This is a genomic window from Streptococcus sp. SCPM-O-B-15277 (M60), from assembly GCF_058200335.1.
The window spans coordinates 318,855-335,795 of the sequence record NZ_JBYQGR010000002.1; the positions used below are offsets into that span (position 1 = coordinate 318,855).

18 protein-coding genes, 1 pseudogene and 1 other annotated feature are annotated in these 16,941 nt (G+C 38.1%); all 19 genes and pseudogenes read left to right on the forward strand.

The window, feature by feature from the left end; all coding sequences use genetic code 11:
* Positions 1 to 4 precede the first annotated feature (4 nt).
* The 19 genes and pseudogenes from AC3E9F_RS04980 to nusG all read left to right on the forward strand — a co-directional run bounded on the left by AC3E9F_RS04980 (position 5) and on the right by nusG (position 16,868).
* Positions 5 to 1,420: a flippase gene (locus AC3E9F_RS04980; RefSeq protein ID WP_263394416.1), complete on the forward strand. Its 1,416-nt coding sequence runs from the start codon at positions 5 to 7 to the stop codon at positions 1,418 to 1,420.
* 217 nt (positions 1,421 to 1,637) lie between these two features.
* On the forward strand, positions 1,638 to 2,786 hold the full coding sequence (locus AC3E9F_RS04985; protein WP_263394417.1) for a polysaccharide polymerase: 1,149 nt from the start codon (positions 1,638 to 1,640) through the stop codon (positions 2,784 to 2,786).
* A gap of 125 nt (positions 2,787 to 2,911) precedes the next feature.
* Positions 2,912 to 4,009, forward strand: a complete 1,098-nt coding sequence (gene glf, locus AC3E9F_RS04990) for a UDP-galactopyranose mutase (protein ID WP_263394418.1) — start codon at positions 2,912 to 2,914, stop codon at positions 4,007 to 4,009.
* A gap of 15 nt (positions 4,010 to 4,024) precedes the next feature.
* Complete coding sequence (locus tag AC3E9F_RS04995) at positions 4,025 to 5,080, forward strand: glycosyltransferase (RefSeq protein WP_263394419.1); 1,056 nt, start codon at positions 4,025 to 4,027, stop codon at positions 5,078 to 5,080.
* 394 nt (positions 5,081 to 5,474) lie between these two features.
* A pseudogene (gene ftsA / locus AC3E9F_RS05000) lies at positions 5,475 to 6,666 on the forward strand (cell division protein FtsA); the annotation flags it as partial.
* Positions 6,642 to 6,842 carry a cell division protein FtsA C-terminal domain-containing protein gene (locus AC3E9F_RS05005; protein ID WP_414294089.1) on the forward strand — a complete coding sequence of 67 codons (201 nt, stop codon included), beginning with the start codon at positions 6,642 to 6,644 and terminating at the stop codon, positions 6,840 to 6,842. The pseudogene ftsA and the gene AC3E9F_RS05005, both read left to right, overlap by 25 nt.
* A gap of 16 nt (positions 6,843 to 6,858) precedes the next feature.
* Positions 6,859 to 8,112, forward strand: a complete 1,254-nt coding sequence (gene ftsZ, locus AC3E9F_RS05010) for a cell division protein FtsZ (protein ID WP_263394420.1) — start codon at positions 6,859 to 6,861, stop codon at positions 8,110 to 8,112.
* A 5-nt stretch (positions 8,113 to 8,117) separates the two neighbouring features.
* On the forward strand, positions 8,118 to 8,789 hold the full coding sequence (locus AC3E9F_RS05015; RefSeq protein ID WP_263394421.1) for a YggS family pyridoxal phosphate-dependent enzyme: 672 nt from the start codon (positions 8,118 to 8,120) through the stop codon (positions 8,787 to 8,789).
* A 9-nt stretch (positions 8,790 to 8,798) separates the two neighbouring features.
* On the forward strand, positions 8,799 to 9,347 hold the full coding sequence (locus tag AC3E9F_RS05020) for a cell division protein SepF (RefSeq protein WP_263394422.1): 549 nt from the start codon (positions 8,799 to 8,801) through the stop codon (positions 9,345 to 9,347).
* On the forward strand, positions 9,347 to 9,607 hold the full coding sequence (locus AC3E9F_RS05025; protein WP_006153053.1) for a YggT family protein: 261 nt from the start codon (positions 9,347 to 9,349) through the stop codon (positions 9,605 to 9,607). The genes AC3E9F_RS05020 and AC3E9F_RS05025 overlap by 1 nt, the downstream gene beginning before the upstream one ends.
* Positions 9,604 to 10,389 carry a YlmH family RNA-binding protein gene (locus tag AC3E9F_RS05030; RefSeq protein ID WP_263394423.1) on the forward strand — a complete coding sequence of 262 codons (786 nt, stop codon included), beginning with the start codon at positions 9,604 to 9,606 and terminating at the stop codon, positions 10,387 to 10,389. The genes AC3E9F_RS05025 and AC3E9F_RS05030 overlap by 4 nt, the downstream gene beginning before the upstream one ends.
* Positions 10,390 to 10,397: 8 nt before the next feature.
* Entirely contained in the window at positions 10,398 to 10,652 is a 255-nt protein-coding gene (locus tag AC3E9F_RS05035; protein WP_263394424.1) for a DivIVA domain-containing protein, read from the forward strand.
* Positions 10,653 to 10,668: 16 nt separating this feature from the next.
* Positions 10,669 to 11,481: a DivIVA domain-containing protein gene (locus AC3E9F_RS05040; RefSeq protein WP_263394425.1), complete on the forward strand. Its 813-nt coding sequence runs from the start codon at positions 10,669 to 10,671 to the stop codon at positions 11,479 to 11,481.
* Positions 11,478 to 11,690 (forward strand) — a binding site (T-box leader). (Overlaps the previous gene by 4 nt.)
* A 45-nt stretch (positions 11,691 to 11,735) precedes the next feature.
* Positions 11,736 to 14,528: an isoleucine--tRNA ligase gene (gene ileS / locus AC3E9F_RS05045; RefSeq protein ID WP_263394426.1), complete on the forward strand. Its 2,793-nt coding sequence runs from the start codon at positions 11,736 to 11,738 to the stop codon at positions 14,526 to 14,528.
* Positions 14,529 to 14,629: 101 nt separating this feature from the next.
* The gene (locus AC3E9F_RS05050; RefSeq protein ID WP_004254107.1) at positions 14,630 to 14,998 is read left to right on the forward strand and encodes a hypothetical protein; all 369 of its coding nucleotides are present in this window, start codon (positions 14,630 to 14,632) and stop codon (positions 14,996 to 14,998) included.
* A gap of 132 nt (positions 14,999 to 15,130) precedes the next feature.
* Positions 15,131 to 15,823, forward strand: a complete 693-nt coding sequence (locus AC3E9F_RS05055) for a phosphoglycerate mutase (protein ID WP_214262779.1) — start codon at positions 15,131 to 15,133, stop codon at positions 15,821 to 15,823.
* Positions 15,824 to 15,943: 120 nt separating this feature from the next.
* Positions 15,944 to 16,096, forward strand: a complete 153-nt coding sequence (rpmG, locus tag AC3E9F_RS05060) for a 50S ribosomal protein L33 (protein ID WP_001809375.1) — start codon at positions 15,944 to 15,946, stop codon at positions 16,094 to 16,096.
* 9 nt (positions 16,097 to 16,105) lie between these two features.
* Positions 16,106 to 16,282, forward strand: coding sequence for a preprotein translocase subunit SecE (gene secE / locus AC3E9F_RS05065; RefSeq protein WP_004254104.1), 177 nt, complete (start codon positions 16,106 to 16,108; stop codon positions 16,280 to 16,282).
* Between the two features lie 49 nt (positions 16,283 to 16,331).
* Positions 16,332 to 16,868: a transcription termination/antitermination protein NusG gene (gene nusG / locus AC3E9F_RS05070; RefSeq protein WP_263394427.1), complete on the forward strand. Its 537-nt coding sequence runs from the start codon at positions 16,332 to 16,334 to the stop codon at positions 16,866 to 16,868.
* Positions 16,869 to 16,941: the final 73 nt, after the last annotated feature.

The window sequence follows — 16,941 nt, forward strand, 5'->3', positions numbered from 1 at the left end:
AAGAATGAAGGTTTTAAAGAATTATGCATATAATCTCTCTTACCAGCTACTAGTGATAATTCTTCCCATTATAACGACACCTTATGTAACCAGGGTGTTTAGCTCATCTGATTTAGGAACTTATGGTTATTTCAATTCCATTGTTACCTACTTTATTTTATTGGCAACATTGGGTGTGGCCAATTATGGAACAAAAGAAATTTCAGGCCATCGTAAAGATATCCGAAAAAACTTTTGGGGAATCTACACTTTGCAGTTTGGTGCGACCATTCTGTCGATATGCTTATACATTCTCTTATGTCTGTCCTTGTCATTTATGCAAAATCCCGTTGCATATATTTTGGGCTTAAGTCTGGTATCTAAAGGGATGGATATCTCCTGGTTATTTCAAGGGTTAGAGGATTTTCGCAAGATAACAGTTAGAAATATTACTGTTAAACTGGTCGGTGTCATTTCAATCTTCTTATTTGTAAAATCAGCAAATGATTTATATCTTTATGTGTTTTTGCTAACAATATTTGAATTATTGGGGCAGTTTAGTATGTGGTTGCCAGCTAGAGAATTTATCGGGAAACCACATTTTGATTGGACCTATGCTAAACAACACTTGAAACCAGTTATTCTCTTGTTTTTGCCTCAAATAGCTATTTCGCTATATGTTACTTTGGATCGTACTATGCTAGGAGCATTAGCTTCAACTAAAGACGTCGGGATTTACGACCAAGCCTTAAAATTGGTCAATATTTTGCTTACACTAGTGACTTCATTAGGAAGTGTGATGCTTCCTCGTGTTGCCAATCTCCTATCTACTGGAGATCACAAGGCTGTAAACAAAATGCATCAGATGTCTTTCTTAATATACAATTTAGTCATTTTTCCTATTATTGCAGGAATGTTAATTGTTAATGATGACTTCGTGCAATTTTTCTTAGGACAGGATTTCCAAGATGCTAAGTATGCGATAGCAATTATGATTTTTAGAATGTTCTTTATTGGTTGGACAAATATTATGGGGATTCAAATATTGATTCCACATAATAAAAATAAAGAATTTATGATTTCGACAACAATTCCAGCTATTGTGAGTGTCGGTTTAAATTTATTATTACTACCTAAATTAGGTTATATCGGAGCAGCCATTGTTTCTGTATTAACAGAAGCTTTAGTATGGGCTATTCAACTATATTTTACAAGAAACTATTTAAAGGAAGTGCCTTTTCTTGCTTCGACAGTTAAAATTATAGGAGCATCAGCTCTCATGTACGGTGTACTATTCGTTGTAAAAACTACAGTGAATTTTACGCCTGTTATAAATGTTATGGTATTTGCTGTAATAGGATCGGTGATTTACATTTCTCAAATACTATTCTTAAAAGTAATTAGTCCAAAAGAGTTGAAACGGCAGTTATTGAATAAGTGACATTGTATGGAATAAATAAGAGATCTCAGTAGCTTATAGTTTTATTGTGAAATAAACTCTTGTAAAGATTAAATTCGCTTTGGTTGATTAAATAGTTAGGAAAGGGAGGATAGAAGAGTATAAGTGAACTAGGGGATTAAAGAAATACTATTTTTCTCATTCAATTCGATATTTCTTTTTCTTATAATTCACCCTGTATGATTCTTTTTCAAAAAATATGATAAAAATTAAATTTGAAAACTTACTAGTCAGCATTGTTGTATCTGTAGTGGTGTTTTTTAATACCATATCAACTACGATGCTGGATAGGACTTTTTTTCAAGTCAAAGTAAATTTCCTATTTTTTGTTGTATTGCTTTTAGGGCTTCGTTTTTTGTATAAAATGCGAGTCTCATACAAATATTTAATACTTTCTATTCTATTGTTGCTTTCAGGGGTTTTAGTGTATTTTCAAACGAACAGACTTAATTTTCTAGTCTATTCGATGCTACTAGTCCTCTTGGTTAATGTAGATATGAAAGTAGTTTTGAGAAACTATGTGGTTGTAGCTGGTATTCTCGTAGTTGGTGTTTTTCTTTTATCGCTGGTTGGCATGGTTCCTAACTTGCAGTATAATCGTGCGGGCGTTATTCGAAATTCGTTTGGATTTATTTATCCTACGGACTTTGCATCACATTGCTTCTATCTATTTTTAGCAATTTCTTATCTTTTAAAAGATAAATTGATATGGACCAGAACTCTGTTTGGCTTCTTGCTATCAGCTTTTATTATAAAATACTGTGATGCACGTTTAAATGCTTTGTCAATCTTGTTAGCGACGGTTATTTTCACTTATTTTTATTTTAGCAAGGGGAAAAAATTAAAAATTTTTGCCTTGCTACCTTATTCGGTTGTTGTCTTCGCTTCAGTTGTTACCTATTTATCATACAAGTTTTCATGGTCTGATCCATTTTTAGTATCGATAAACAAATTAATTACGGGAAGGCTGGCTCTAGGCAGGAATGCATTTACTACATTTGAAGTGCATCTATTTGGGACTAGAAACGTTCAATTTATCGGATCAGGTGGAAAAACAGAATCTGTAATTGGGTATAACTATGTGGATTCTTCTTATGTGCAGATGTTGTTTACATATGGAATAGTTCCTGTAGTCCTATTGATCGTAATTTATGTTGTCGCCTCGAGAAAACAGTATAAGGATGGTCAATATTTATTCGTTGCGATTTTATCATTGATTGCTTTTAACTGTATGATTGAAGCCTTTTGGTTTGTTCCTACATATAATATATTCATGTTTTTACTATTTACGACAAATACTTTTAGCAAAAAAGAATCAAATGATATTATTGCATTAAATGCGACCTAGCTCTAGTACAAAATTTTAGGCGGGTCTAATACATGAAATGATACCTTTCTAAAAAACAACTAACCTTTGCTGATCCTGAGTCGGCATTAATAAGAAATTGTAGAGTTTATTAACGGAGTTTTAATATGTATGACTATTTAATCGTTGGAGCAGGTTTGTCTGGAGCAATCTTTGCACACGAAGCTACAAAACGTGGCAAAAAAGTAAAAGTGATTGACAAGCGTGATCACATCGGTGGAAACATCTACTGTGAAAATGTTGAGGGCATCAATGTCCACAAGTATGGCGCTCACATTTTCCATACTTCCAACAAAAAAGTGTGGGATTATGTCAACCAGTTTGCTGAATTTAATAACTATATCAACTCACCAGTGGCTAACTACAAGGGTAGCCTCTACAATCTTCCTTTCAACATGAATACCTTCTACGCTATGTGGGGGACCAAGACTCCCCAAGAAGTCAAAGACAAGATTGCCGAGCAAACGGCGGATATGAAAGATGTTGAGCCTAAAAACTTGGAAGAACAAGCCATCAAGTTGATTGGTCCGGACATCTATGAAAAATTGATCAAGGGCTATACAGAAAAACAATGGGGACGTTCTGCAACAGACCTTCCTCCGTTTATCATCAAACGTCTTCCGGTTCGTTTGACCTTTGATAATAATTACTTTAACGACCGTTACCAAGGGATTCCAATCGGTGGCTACAACGTCATCATTGAAAACATGTTGGGCGACGTCGAAGTAGAGCTTGGGGTTGATTTCTTTGCCAATCGTGAAGAGCTGGAAGCATCAGCAGAAAAAGTAGTCTTCACAGGGATGATTGACCAGTACTTTGATTACAAACATGGGGAGTTGGAGTACCGCAGCCTGCGTTTTGAACACGAAATCTTGGATGAGGAAAATTACCAAGGGAATGCTGTAGTCAACTATACCGAGCGTGAGATTCCTTATACTCGGATTATCGAGCATAAGCACTTCGAGTATGGAACCCAGTCGAAGACAGTCATCACCCGTGAATACCCAGCTGACTGGAAACGTGGGGATGAACCCTACTACCCAATCAATGATGAAAAGAACAACGCTATGTTTGCTAAATATCAAGAAGAAGCAGCCAAAAATGACAAGGTCATCTTCTGTGGACGCCTAGCAGACTATAAATACTACGATATGCACGTGGTCATTGAGCGTGCTTTGGAAGTCGTAGCAAATGAATTTGATTGAAAGAAACAGAGATCCATGAAGTATTTTCTAAAAGAAGAGTTTTTAAAAGATTCTGGTGCTCGTAACGCCGGAAATAAGGCTAGAAATGATGTCGAGGAGATCGTCAAACGAGAAGGTTATCAACCTTTGTTGTTAACAGTTGATGATTGGTACCAAATGGGAACCTTTAAAGCCCAACAACACAAGGCGAAAGCTCTAGCTCAAGCTTTTTCTCAGTTGAAATCAGGGGATCAATTATTGATTCAATTTCCTATGCTCCATCATAGTTTTTTCACCACTCGCTTGGTAAGAAAAATCCAGCGAAGAGGGGTGAAAGTCTACTTTATTATTCATGATTTGGAAGCTTTACGCTATGCGAATTTGGATACAGTACCTTTGAAGCATAAGATTCGAGTTCGTCTCCAAGAATCTAGTCTTTTGGGCGTCGCTGATGGGATTGTTGCTCATAACCCAATCATGAAATCATTTTTGGTGAAGCAAGGTCTTTCTGAGAAAAAAATTGTAAGCTTGGACATTTTTGATTATCTCATTCCGAGCTTCATAGAAAAAGAAAAATTATCCAAGGAACAACCAATCATTGTAGCAGGTAATTTGGCTCAGGAAAAAGCGGGTTATCTTTATAAACTTCCTGTAGAACCTTCTTATAATCTCTATGGTGTCGGCTTTGATGAGAATAGAGCTCTTTTAAACGAAACCTACTTTGGTTCTTTCTTACCTGACGAACTACCTGCGGCCCTTGAGGGTGGCTTTGGACTTGTCTGGGATGGCGATAGTGCTGAAACATGCAGTGGTGTCTTTGGTGAGTACCTTCGCTTCAACAATTCTCACAAAGCGTCTCTATACTTGGCATCCGGTTTTCCTTTAGTGGTTTGGTGTCAGTCAGCCTTGTCTCACTTTGTCCTTGAAAATGACTGTGGGATTGCAGTAGAGTCGCTTCATGATATAAAAACTACGATTGAGAATCTATCAGAATCCGATTATCAAGGTTTGGTCGGGAATGCCAAACATATCGGTAAGAAAATCAGAGAAGGTTTTTATCTAACTAGTGCTCTAAAAGAATTAACGAAATGAGAAGTCTTTTTTAGACTTCTTTTTTGTTAAAGAGATGATAAATCTAGTATAAAAAATGAATATAAATAATTCATTTTTAGGAGTACTATTAAGATTTCTATTCAATTATGAAAATGGGAACAGCAACATGAAAAATCTTGGAAAATATAATAAATTTCATAACCATTTTTCAGTTAGTTTGACTGTTTTACACTGTTTTTTAAAGAAAAAGTAAAAAAGATGGACTTGTAATAGAATATTAAAATAAATTTAATGAAAAACCTTCGATAAAATCATAAAAAAATAGCCACGAATCGGATTTTTGTGATATAATATTCTGTGAATAGCTATGCCTTCTTGTAGCTATTAAAAAAATCAAAGTGTGAAACTTGGAAGATAGAGAGGACGCAATGTAATGACTAGAAATGGTTTCTTTACAGGCTTAGATATTGGAACGAGCTCAATTAAAGTGTTAGTTGCCGAGCTTGTAGATGGTGAAGTAAATGTAATCGGTGTTAGTAACGCCAAAAGTAAAGGTGTCAAGGATGGGATTATCGTTGACATCGAAGCCGCAGCAACGGCTATCAAATCTGCTATTTCTCAAGCAGAAGAAAAAGCAGGGATTTCAATCAAATCAGTAAATGTTGGACTTCCAGCAAACTTATTGCAAGTGGAACCAACTCAAGGAATGATTCCTGTAACATCAGATACAAAAGAAATTACAGATCAAGATGTTGAGAATGTTGTCAAATCAGCTTTGACAAAGAGCATGACACCTGATCGTGAAGTGATTACGTTTGTGCCAGAAGAATTTGTAGTAGACGGTTTCCAAGGCATTCGTGACCCTCGTGGTATGATGGGTGTTCGTTTGGAAATGCGTGGACTTCTCTATACAGGTCCAAGAACCATTCTTCACAACCTTCGTAAAACTGTAGAACGTGTTGGAGTTCAAGTCGATAACGTGATTATTTCACCGCTTGCAATTGTAAACTCTGTTCTTAACGAAGGCGAACGTGAGTTTGGAGCGACTGTTATTGATATGGGTGGTGGCCAAACAAGTGTTGCTACTATCCGTAATCAAGAACTTCAATACACAAATGTTTACCAAGAAGGTGGCGATTACGTCACTAAAGACATTTCAAAAGTTCTTAAAACTTCTAAGAAGATTGCAGAAGGTTTGAAGCTTAACTACGGTGAAGCTTATCCGCAACTTGCAAGCAAAGAAACTTTCCAAGTTGAAGTGATTGGTGAAGTAGAACCTGTTGAAGTTACAGAAGAATACTTGGCTCAAATTATTTCAGCTAGATTGAAACATATCTTTGAACAAATCAAACAAGATTTGGAAAGAAGACATTTGTTGGACTTGCCAGGTGGTATTGCTCTGATTGGTGGAAATGCTATTCTGCCGGGTGTCGTTGAGCTTGCCCAGGAAGTACTTGGAGTTCGTGTGAAACTTTATGTTCCAAACCAAGTGGGTATCCGCAATCCTGCATTTGCTCATGTAATTAGTTTGTCTGAATTTGCTGGAAGTCTTACAGAAATTAATGTTTTGGCTCAAAGAGCTATCAGAGGAGATCAAGTTTTGCGTCAACAACCAATTGACTTCAGAACTTCAAGTCAGGAAAAACCTGCAGCTTCTCAACGTTCAGTGTTTGGTACAACTTCAACTGAATCAGCAGAACCAACTTATGCTGCTGACTCAACAACTCCAAATCAATCAGAAGAGAAACCAAAATTAACTGAGCGATTCCGTAGCTTAATCGGAAGCATGTTTGATGAATAGGATAGAGGAATAAAATATGACATTTTCATTTGATACAGCAGCAGCACAAGGTGCAGTAATTAAAGTAATTGGTGTCGGTGGTGGCGGTGGAAACGCCATTAACCGCATGGTTGACGAAGGCGTTTCAGGTGTTGAGTTCATCGCAGCCAACACAGATGTACAAGCCTTGAGCAGTACAAAAGCTGAAACAGTTATCCAACTTGGTCCTAAATTAACTCGTGGGCTTGGTGCTGGAGGACAGCCTGAAATTGGCCGTAAGGCTGCTGAAGAGAGCGAAGAAGTTCTAACTGAAGCTATCAGTGGTGCAGATATGGTCTTCATCACTGCTGGTATGGGTGGTGGTTCTGGTACAGGGGCTGCACCAGTTATCGCTCGTATCGCTAAAGGTTTAGGTGCTTTGACTGTTGGTGTTGTGACACGTCCATTCGGTTTCGAAGGAAGCAAACGTGGTCAATTCGCAGTTGAAGGGATTAACGAACTTCGCGAGCATGTTGATACTCTTTTGATTATTTCAAACAACAACTTGTTAGAAATTGTTGACAAGAAAACTCCACTTCTTGAAGCTTTGTCTGAAGCAGATAACGTTCTTCGCCAAGGTGTTCAAGGGATTACAGATTTGATTACAAATCCTGGTTTAATCAACTTGGACTTCGCTGACGTGAAGACAGTAATGGCAAACAAAGGGAATGCCCTTATGGGTATTGGTATTGGTAGTGGAGAAGAGCGCGTTATTGAAGCGGCTCGTAAAGCTATCTACTCACCACTTCTTGAAACAACAATTGATGGAGCAGAAGATGTTATCGTTAACGTAACTGGTGGTTTGGATATGACTTTGATTGAAGCGGAAGAAGCTTCTGAAATCGTCAATCAAGCTGCTGGACATGGCGTAAACATCTGGCTCGGTACTTCTATTGATGAATCAATGAAAGATGAAATCCGTGTAACGGTTGTTGCTACTGGAGTACGTCAAGATACAGTCGACAAAGTTGTAGCGCCACAACCAAGACAAGCATCATTCCGTGAACCAGTAAAATCTGGACATACACACACTTATGACCGTCATTTTGATTTGGCTGAAACAGCTGAACTTCCAACTCCTTCACAACGTCACACTGAAGCGCCTAAAGCATCAGCTTTTGGTGATTGGGACTTGAGACGTGATTCAATTGTTCGTCAAGGTGAATCAGTCGTATCTCCAGTTGAGCGTTTCGAAGCACCATCTTCTGACGAAGATGAGTTGGAAACACCACCATTCTTTAAAAACCGTTAATAGAGATGGATTTAAAAGAAAACACAAATCAGGTATTTCAACAGGTTACAAAAGCAATTCAAGAAACCGGCCGTGAAGACGATTCGGTTTCTGTAATTGCCGTAACAAAATATGTTGATATTGCAACTGCAGCAAATTTGATTGACCAAGGAGTCAAACACATTGGTGAAAACCGTGTCGACAAATTTCTTGAGAAGTATCATGCTTTAAGTGATAAAGATGTTACTTGGCACTTGATTGGTAGCTTACAAAGAAGAAAAGTCAAGGATATCATTCCTTATGTTGATTATTTTCACGCTTTAGATTCTTTGAAATTGGCTCAAGAGATTCAAAAACGTGCCAATCGTACTGTTAAATGTTTTTTGCAGGTCAATATTTCTGGAGAGGAAAGCAAGCATGGTTTTTCAAAAGAAGAACTATTGACAGTCTTGCCAGACTTGTCTAGCTTGGATAAAATCGAGTATGTTGGTCTCATGACCATGGCTCCCTTTGAAGCCCAAACAGAAGAGTTGCAAAAAATCTTTAAAGAAACGCAAGAGTTGCAACAATACATTCGTGAACAACAACTCCCCAATATGCCAATGACAGAACTAAGTATGGGAATGAGCCGTGACTATAAAGAAGCGATTCAGTGTGGCTCGACTTTCGTTCGAATTGGTACAGCATTTTTTAAATAGGAATTAATCATGTCATTAAAAGATAAATTTGATAAATTTATAGATTACTTTACAGAAGATGGAGATGAAGTTGCTTCAGAAGTTGTAGCTGCACAACCTGAACGTTCACTAGCTTCGGTCCCTCAAAAAAGAGAATTACCACAGCAAGCCGCTGCTCAAGAATCTTCTCCAGTTGAAGCAAAAGAGAAAAACATTACAAAACTTCATGCTCGTCAGCAACAACTCGCTATGGAAAGTCATCGTAGTACTGAAAAAGTAACCATCGATGTTCGTTACCCACGCCGTTACGAAGATGCAACTGATATTGTTGATTTGTTGGCAGGAAATGAAAGTATCTTGATTGACTTCCAATATATGACAGAAGTTCAAGCTCGTCGTTGTTTGGATTACTTGGATGGAGCACGTCATGTCCTTGCTGGTGAGTTAAGAAAAGTTGCGAACACAATGTATCTTTTGACACCAGTAGGTGTTGTGGTCAACATTGAGGATATTCGTTTGCCTGAAGAAGCTCAAAGCGAAGAATACGACTTTGACATGAAGAGAAATAGAGTACGTTAATGTTTCTAATAATTCGTTTTATCCAAAATGCTACAGATATCTATTCACTGATACTTGTAGCTTTTGCTCTATTATCATGGTTTCCAAATGCCTATAACACACAGTTGGGGAAATTTTTAGAGACTTTGTGTAAACCAATTCTTGAACCTCTAAAACGTCTACCTCTTCAAATCGCAGGTTTGGATTTCTCTGTTTGGATTGCCCTAATTCTCTTACGCATGATTAGCCGCTATCTCATCAATTTGCTGGTCGTATTATGAGCAAGGAGCTTTACCAACATTTCGCAACTGAGGATATTCCATTCATCGATAAGGGCTTGGAATGGTTGAGGCAAGTCGAGGAGCACTATGCACCGATTTTATCTCCTTTTATAAATCCTCACCAAGTATTTATCTTGGAAACGTTGGGAAATAATCGAGGGATAAAAGTCTTCTCTAGTACAAGTTATATCTCTTCAGAGTACGCTAGGGTTATTTTAGCGCCAGATTACTTCATGCCAAGTGTGGAAGATTTTGAAATGACCTTGCTTGAGATTCTGTATCCCAGCAAGTTTCAGCAACTGACCCATTCAAAGATATTGGGAACAGTTCTCAATCGACTAGGTATTGATCGTAAGTTATTTGGCGACATCTTGGTAACAGATGAGAGGGCTCAAATAATTGTCGATCAGAGATTTACCACCCTGTTTCAGGATGGAATTCAAAAAATTTCCAAGTTGCCTGTAAATTTGGTAGAGCGTCCTTTTTCAGAAATGATAGAGTCTAAAGATGATTATCAAGAAAAAGAAGTCTTGGTTTCAAGCCTTCGTCTGGATACCTTCTTATCTAGTATCTTGAAATTATCTCGTTCCCAAACTTCGACTCTGGTTGAAAAAAAGTTGGTTCAGGTCAACTATCACATAGTTGAAAAATCTGACTATCCGGTAAAAATTGGTGATTTAATCAGTGTCAGACGCTTTGGACGAATGATTTTACTTAAAGAAAACGGTCAGACCAAAAAGGATAAGAAAAAATTAACAGTCCAGCTACTATTAAGCAAGTGAGAATAAACATGTCAATTACACCACAAGAAATTAGTGATAAAGAATTCTCAAGAACATTCAGAGGTTACGATCAGGAAGAGGTTGACCTATTTCTAGATAAGATATATTTTGAATTAGAGGAAATGATTCGATCTAAAGATGAAGCTGAACTCTATATCAAAAAACTAGAAGAACGTCTTTCCTATTATACGAATGATATTCCTAAGAGAACAGTAACAAACGAGCAGGAACCAGAAGCAATCAATGATTCTATTTTTTATTAATTAAGTGAGGAAAAATATGCCAATTACATCGTTAGAAATTAAGGATAAAACCTTTGGCGTTCAGTTTAGAGGTTTTAACCGTGAAGAAGTTGATGAATTTTTAGATATTGTTGTTCGTGACTATGAAGACTTGGTTCGTAGTAATCATGAAAAAGAACAGCACATTAAAAATTTAGAAGAGCGTTTATCTTATTTTGACGAAATCAAAGATTCATTGAGTCAGTCAGTTTTGATTGCTCAAGATACAGCTGAACGTGTAAAACAAGCTGCGAATGACCGCTCTAATAACATCATTAAGCAGGCTGAGCAAGATGCTCAACGTTTACTTGATGAAGCTAAGTATAAAGCCAATGAAATTTTGCGACAAGCTACAGATAATGCTAAAAAAGTTGCTGTAGAAACTGAAGAGTTGAAGAACAAGAGTCGCGTCTTCCACCAACGTTTGAAATCAACAATCGAAAGTCAGTTGGCTATTGTTGATTCATCAGATTGGGAAGAAATTTTGCGTCCGACTGCAACATATTTGCAAACTAGCGACGAAGCTTTCAAGGAAGTCGTCCAAGAAGTTCTAGGTGAAGATGTATCTTCATACCATGATGAAGAGCCAATTGACATGACTCGTCAATTTTCTCCAGAAGAAGTTGCGGAACTTCAGGCACGTATTGAAGCAGCTAACAAGGAATTGTTAGAATCAGAACAGGCTGCTGAAGAGTCAAGTGAAACTGAAGTTGAAGTTCAATCAGTGGCTGAAACTCCTGTTGAACCATCGCATGAGAATGAATCTCAAGACGATGCCAATTCTCAACAAGAATCAGTTCTAATTTTATAAGAATCTCATTAGAGAACAAGAATTTATCAATCAAATTTCTAGCGAGTAGGAGATGGTGGAAGTCCTACAATCCCTGTTGGTAAATTTATCCTCTCTTAGTATCAAATCTGAAAATAGTAAGATTTGACGTTGCCCACGTTACGGGAAAAGAGGGAAAGAGACTAGGTCTTTTTCCGAACAAAGGTGGTACCACGATTTTCGTCCTTTTTGCGAGTCGTGGTTTTTATATTGTCAATTTACATTAAGGAGTAATCATGAAACTAAAAGAAACACTAAACCTTGGGAAAACAGAATTTCCAATGCGTGCCGGACTTCCAACCAAAGAGCCAGTATGGCAAAAAGAGTGGGACGAAGCTAAACTTTACCAACGTCGTCAAGAATTAAATGAAGGAAAACCACATTTCACTCTTCATGATGGCCCTCCATACGCTAACGGGAACATCCACGTCGGACATGCCATGAACAAGATTTCAAAAGATATCATTGTTCGTTCTAAGTCTATGTCAGGATTTTACGCACCATATATTCCAGGTTGGGACACTCATGGTCTGCCAATTGAGCAAGTTTTGGCAAAACAAGGCGTTAAACGCAAAGAGATGGAATTGGTTGAGTACTTGAAACTTTGCCGTGAATACGCTCTGTCTCAAGTAGATAAACAACGCGAAGATTTTAAGCGCTTGGGTGTTTCAGGTGACTGGGAAAATCCATATGTAACACTAACTCCTGACTATGAAGCAGCGCAAATCCGTGTCTTTGGTGAAATGGCGAATAAAGGCTATATCTACCGTGGAGCGAAGCCTGTTTATTGGTCTTGGTCATCTGAGTCTGCGCTTGCCGAAGCGGAAATTGAATACCATGACTTGGTTTCTACGTCCCTTTACTATGCCAACAAGGTAAAAGATGGTAAAGGTGTCCTTGATACAGATACTTACATCGTCGTTTGGACAACAACTCCATTTACCATTACTGCTTCTCGTGGTTTGACTGTTGGTGCGGATATTGATTACGTTTTGGTTCAACCTGCTGGTGAAGCTCGTAAGTTTGTGGTTGCTGCTGAATTGTTGAACAGCTTATCTGAAAAATTTGGTTGGGCGGATGTTCAAGTTTTGGCGACTTACCGTGGTCAAGAATTGAACCATATCGTGACAGAGCACCCATGGGATACTGCAGTAGATGAACTTGTTATCCTTGGTGATCACGTTACAACAGACTCTGGTACAGGTATTGTCCATACAGCCCCTGGTTTTGGTGAGGATGACTACAATGTCGGTGTTGCCAATGGTCTAGAAGTTGCTGTGACTGTTAACGAACGCGGTATCATGATGGCTAACGCAGGCGCTGAGTTTGAAGGCCAATTCTATGATAAGGTTGTCCCAACAGTTATTGAAAAACTTGGTGATTTGCTACTTGCCCAAGAAGAAATCTCTCACTCCTACCCATTTGACTGGCGTACGAAAAAACCAATCATCTGGCGAGCAGTTCCACAATGGTTTGCCTCAGTTTCAAAATTCCGTCAAGAAATTTTGGACGAAATTGAAAAAGTCAAGTTCCACTCAGAGTGGGGTAAAGTCCGTCTTTACAATATGATTCGTGACCGTGGTGACTGGGTGATTTCTCGTCAACGTGCTTGGGGTGTGCCGCTTCCAATCTTCTACGCTGAAGATGGAACACCTATCATGACAGCTGAAACCATCGAGCATGTAGCTCAACTCTTTGAAGAACATGGTTCCATCATCTGGTGGGAACGTGATGCCAAAGACCTCTTGCCAGAAGGATTTACCCATCCAGGTTCTCCAAATGGAGAGTTCAAGAAAGAAACAGATATCATGGACGTATGGTTCGACTCAGGTTCATCATGGAATGGAGTAGTGGTCAACCGTCCAGAACTCAAATACCCAGCTGACCTCTATCTTGAAGGTTCAGACCAATATCGTGGTTGGTTCAACTCATCACTCATTACATCTGTTGCCAACCATGGCGTAGCACCTTACAAACAAATCTTGTCACAAGGATTTGCCCTTGATGGTAAAGGTGAGAAGATGTCGAAATCACTTGGAAACACCATTGCTCCAAGTGACGTTGAAAAACAATTTGGTGCGGAAATCTTGCGCCTCTGGGTAACTAGTGTGGACTCAAGCAACGACGTACGTATCTCTATGGATATCTTGAGCCAAGTCTCTGAGACTTATCGTAAGATTCGTAACACGCTTCGCTTCTTGATTGCTAATACTTCTGACTTCAATCCAACAACAGATGCAGTGGCTTACGAAGAACTACGTTCAGTTGACAAGTACATGACCATCCGCTTTAACCAACTTGTTAAGACCATTCGTGATGCTTATGCAAACTTCGAGTTCTTGACAATCTATAAGGCTTTGGTGAACTTTATCAATGTTGATTTGTCTGCCTTCTACCTTGATTTTGCCAAAGATGTTGTCTACATCGAAGGTGCAAAATCTCTTGAACGCCGTCAAATGCAAACTGTCTTCTACGACATTCTTGTGAAAATTACCAAACTCTTGACTCCAATTCTTCCTCACACTGCGGAAGAAATCTGGTCATATCTTGAGTTTGAAGCAGAAGACTTCGTTCAATTGTCAGAATTACCTGAAGCTCAAACTTTTGCCAATCAAGAAGAAATCTTGGATACATGGGCAGCCTTTATGGACTTCCGTGGACAAGCTCAAAAAGCCTTGGAAGAAGCACGTAATGAAAAAGTGATTGGTAAATCACTTGAAGCTCACTTGACAGTTTATCCAAATGAAGTGGTGAAAACTCTTCTTGGAGCTGTTGATAGCAATGTAGCCCAACTCTTGATCGTCTCTAAATTGACCATCGCAGAAGGACCAGCTCCAGAAGGTGCAGTGGCCTTTGAAGATGTGGCCTTCACAGTTGACCGTGCAGCTGGTGAAGTTTGTGACCGTTGCCGTCGTATCGATCCAACAACTGCAGAACGTAGCTATAATGCAACTATCTGTGATCACTGTGCAAACATCGTTGAAGAAAACTTTGAGGACGCAGTGGCAGAAGGATTTGAAGCTAAATAATCCAACAAAAATACAGGAGAAATTCCTGTATTTTTTTAAAAAATAAAAACTTTATTAAAAATATGGTATAATATACCTTATTAAAATAAAAGGAGATATTTATGAAGACAAAAACACTAGCACAAGTAGATGGCTTTATTGGTATTATTGCAGGGGCAATTTTAGCTTTCTTACCGATTTTTATGGTATTTCTTGCAGCCATTTCTGAAGACGAAGATGCTGCAGGGCTAATTTTGGGCATTATTTTCATTGTTTTCTCTTTAGTGAAAATTGCAACCCTCATTCTTGGAATCCTCTCACTTGTCTACTATAAGGATGACAATCGTATTTCACTAGCACCATCGATTCTATTTATCGTTGGATCTGTAGTTGCCTTGATTCCTTTCCTTGGGTGGATTGGTGGAATCGTCCTTGTCATTGGTGGAGCGTTGTACCTAGCAAGCTTGAAACAATTTAGAATTGAAGAATAAATTATTTTTTAGGGAAGAGTCCAAGAGCTCTTCTCTTTTTCGTTGATTTTAACTAGCTTTTTTGTGAAAAATTGTGTAAAATAGAATAGATAAACGAGGGCAACCTCGAAAAATAAAAGGAGAATCCAACTAATGGTAAAATTGGTTTTCGCTCGCCACGGTGAGTCTGAATGGAACAAAGCTAACCTTTTCACAGGATGGGCTGACGTAGATCTTTCTGAAAAAGGTACTCAACAAGCTATCGATGCTGGTAAATTGATCAAAGAAGCTGGTATTGAATTTGACCAAGCTTACACTTCAGTATTGAAACGTGCAATCAAAACAACTAACCTTGCTCTTGAAGCATCTGACCAACTTTGGGTTCCAGTTGAAAAATCATGGCGCTTGAACGAACGTCACTACGGTGGTTTGACTGGTAAAAACAAAGCTGAAGCTGCTGAACAATTTGGTGATGAACAAGTTCACATTTGGCGTCGTTCATACGATGTATTGCCTCCTGCAATGCCTCGTGATGACAAATACTCAGCTCACACTGACCGTCGTTACGCTTCACTTGACGACTCAGTGATTCCAGATGCTGAAAACTTGAAAGTTACTTTGGAACGTGCTCTTCCATTCTGGGAAGATAAAATCGCTCCAGCTCTTAAAGACGGTAAAAATGTATTCGTAGGAGCACACGGTAACTCAATCCGTGCCCTTGTAAAACACATCAAACACTTGTCAGACGATGAAATCATGGATGTGGAAATCCCTAACTTCCCACCATTGGTATTCGAATTTGACGAAAATTTGAACGTTGTTTCTGAATACTACCTCGGAAAATAATGTAAAATAGAGTCTAGGATTATTCCTAGGCTTTTTTATTTTGAAAATAGGAAAATGCAGAGTGTAATTTAACTTGTCAAAGACAAGGATTCTTGTTATAATAGATAGGATGGAGGCGCTATGGCACTTAAAAAAGCAAGTTTAGCCTGTGCGGTTTGTGGTTCAAGAAACTACTCAATTAAAATTAGTGGGAATCCAAAACCGACTCGCTTAGAAGTAAATAAATTTTGTAAACATTGTGGTAAATACACAACACATCGAGAAACGAGATAGGAGATAAGAATGGGTTTTATAAAGGATATCTTTACACTTCTTAAAGATACAACTTGGCCAACTCGAAAACAAAGTTGGGTAGATTTCAAGTCTATCATGGAATACACTGCCTTCTTTGTTGTAATCATTTATATTTTTGACCAGTTAATCGTTAGCGGATTAATCCGATTCATTAACATTTTTTAAGATAGTATAAATAGGCTGAAAGAAGTTTACCATTAAGAAAGGAAAAAAGATGGATAGTTTTGATAAAGGATGGTTTGTCCTACAAACATATTCTGGTTATGAAAATAAAGTAAAAGAAAATCTCTTGCAACGTGCACAAACATACAATATGTTGGATAATATCCTACGTGTGGAAATTCCAACTCAAACTGTGCAAGTTGAAAAAAATGGGAAGAAAAAAGAAGTTGAAGAAAATCGCTTCCCAGGATATGTCCTTGTGGAAATGGTTATGACTGATGAAGCTTGGTTTGTAGTTCGCAACACACCAAACGTTACGGGATTTGTCGGCTCACACGGAAACAGATCTAAACCAACTCCGCTTTTGGAACAAGAAATCAGAGATATCTTGGTATCAATGGGACAAACGGTTCAAGAATTCAATATCAATGTTGAAGTTGGTCAAACAGTTCGAATCATTGATGGTGCCTTTGCTGATTACACAGGAAAAATTATTGAAATTGATAATAACAAAGTGAAAATGATTATTTCAATGTTTGGTAATGATACAGTAGCAGAAGTAAACTTGAATCAAATTGCTGAATTGTAATAGCAGTTACTCATCTACTTGTGTACCTAGAATCTTGTCAACTAATTTTAAAAAAACTAGTTGACAAGGTAGA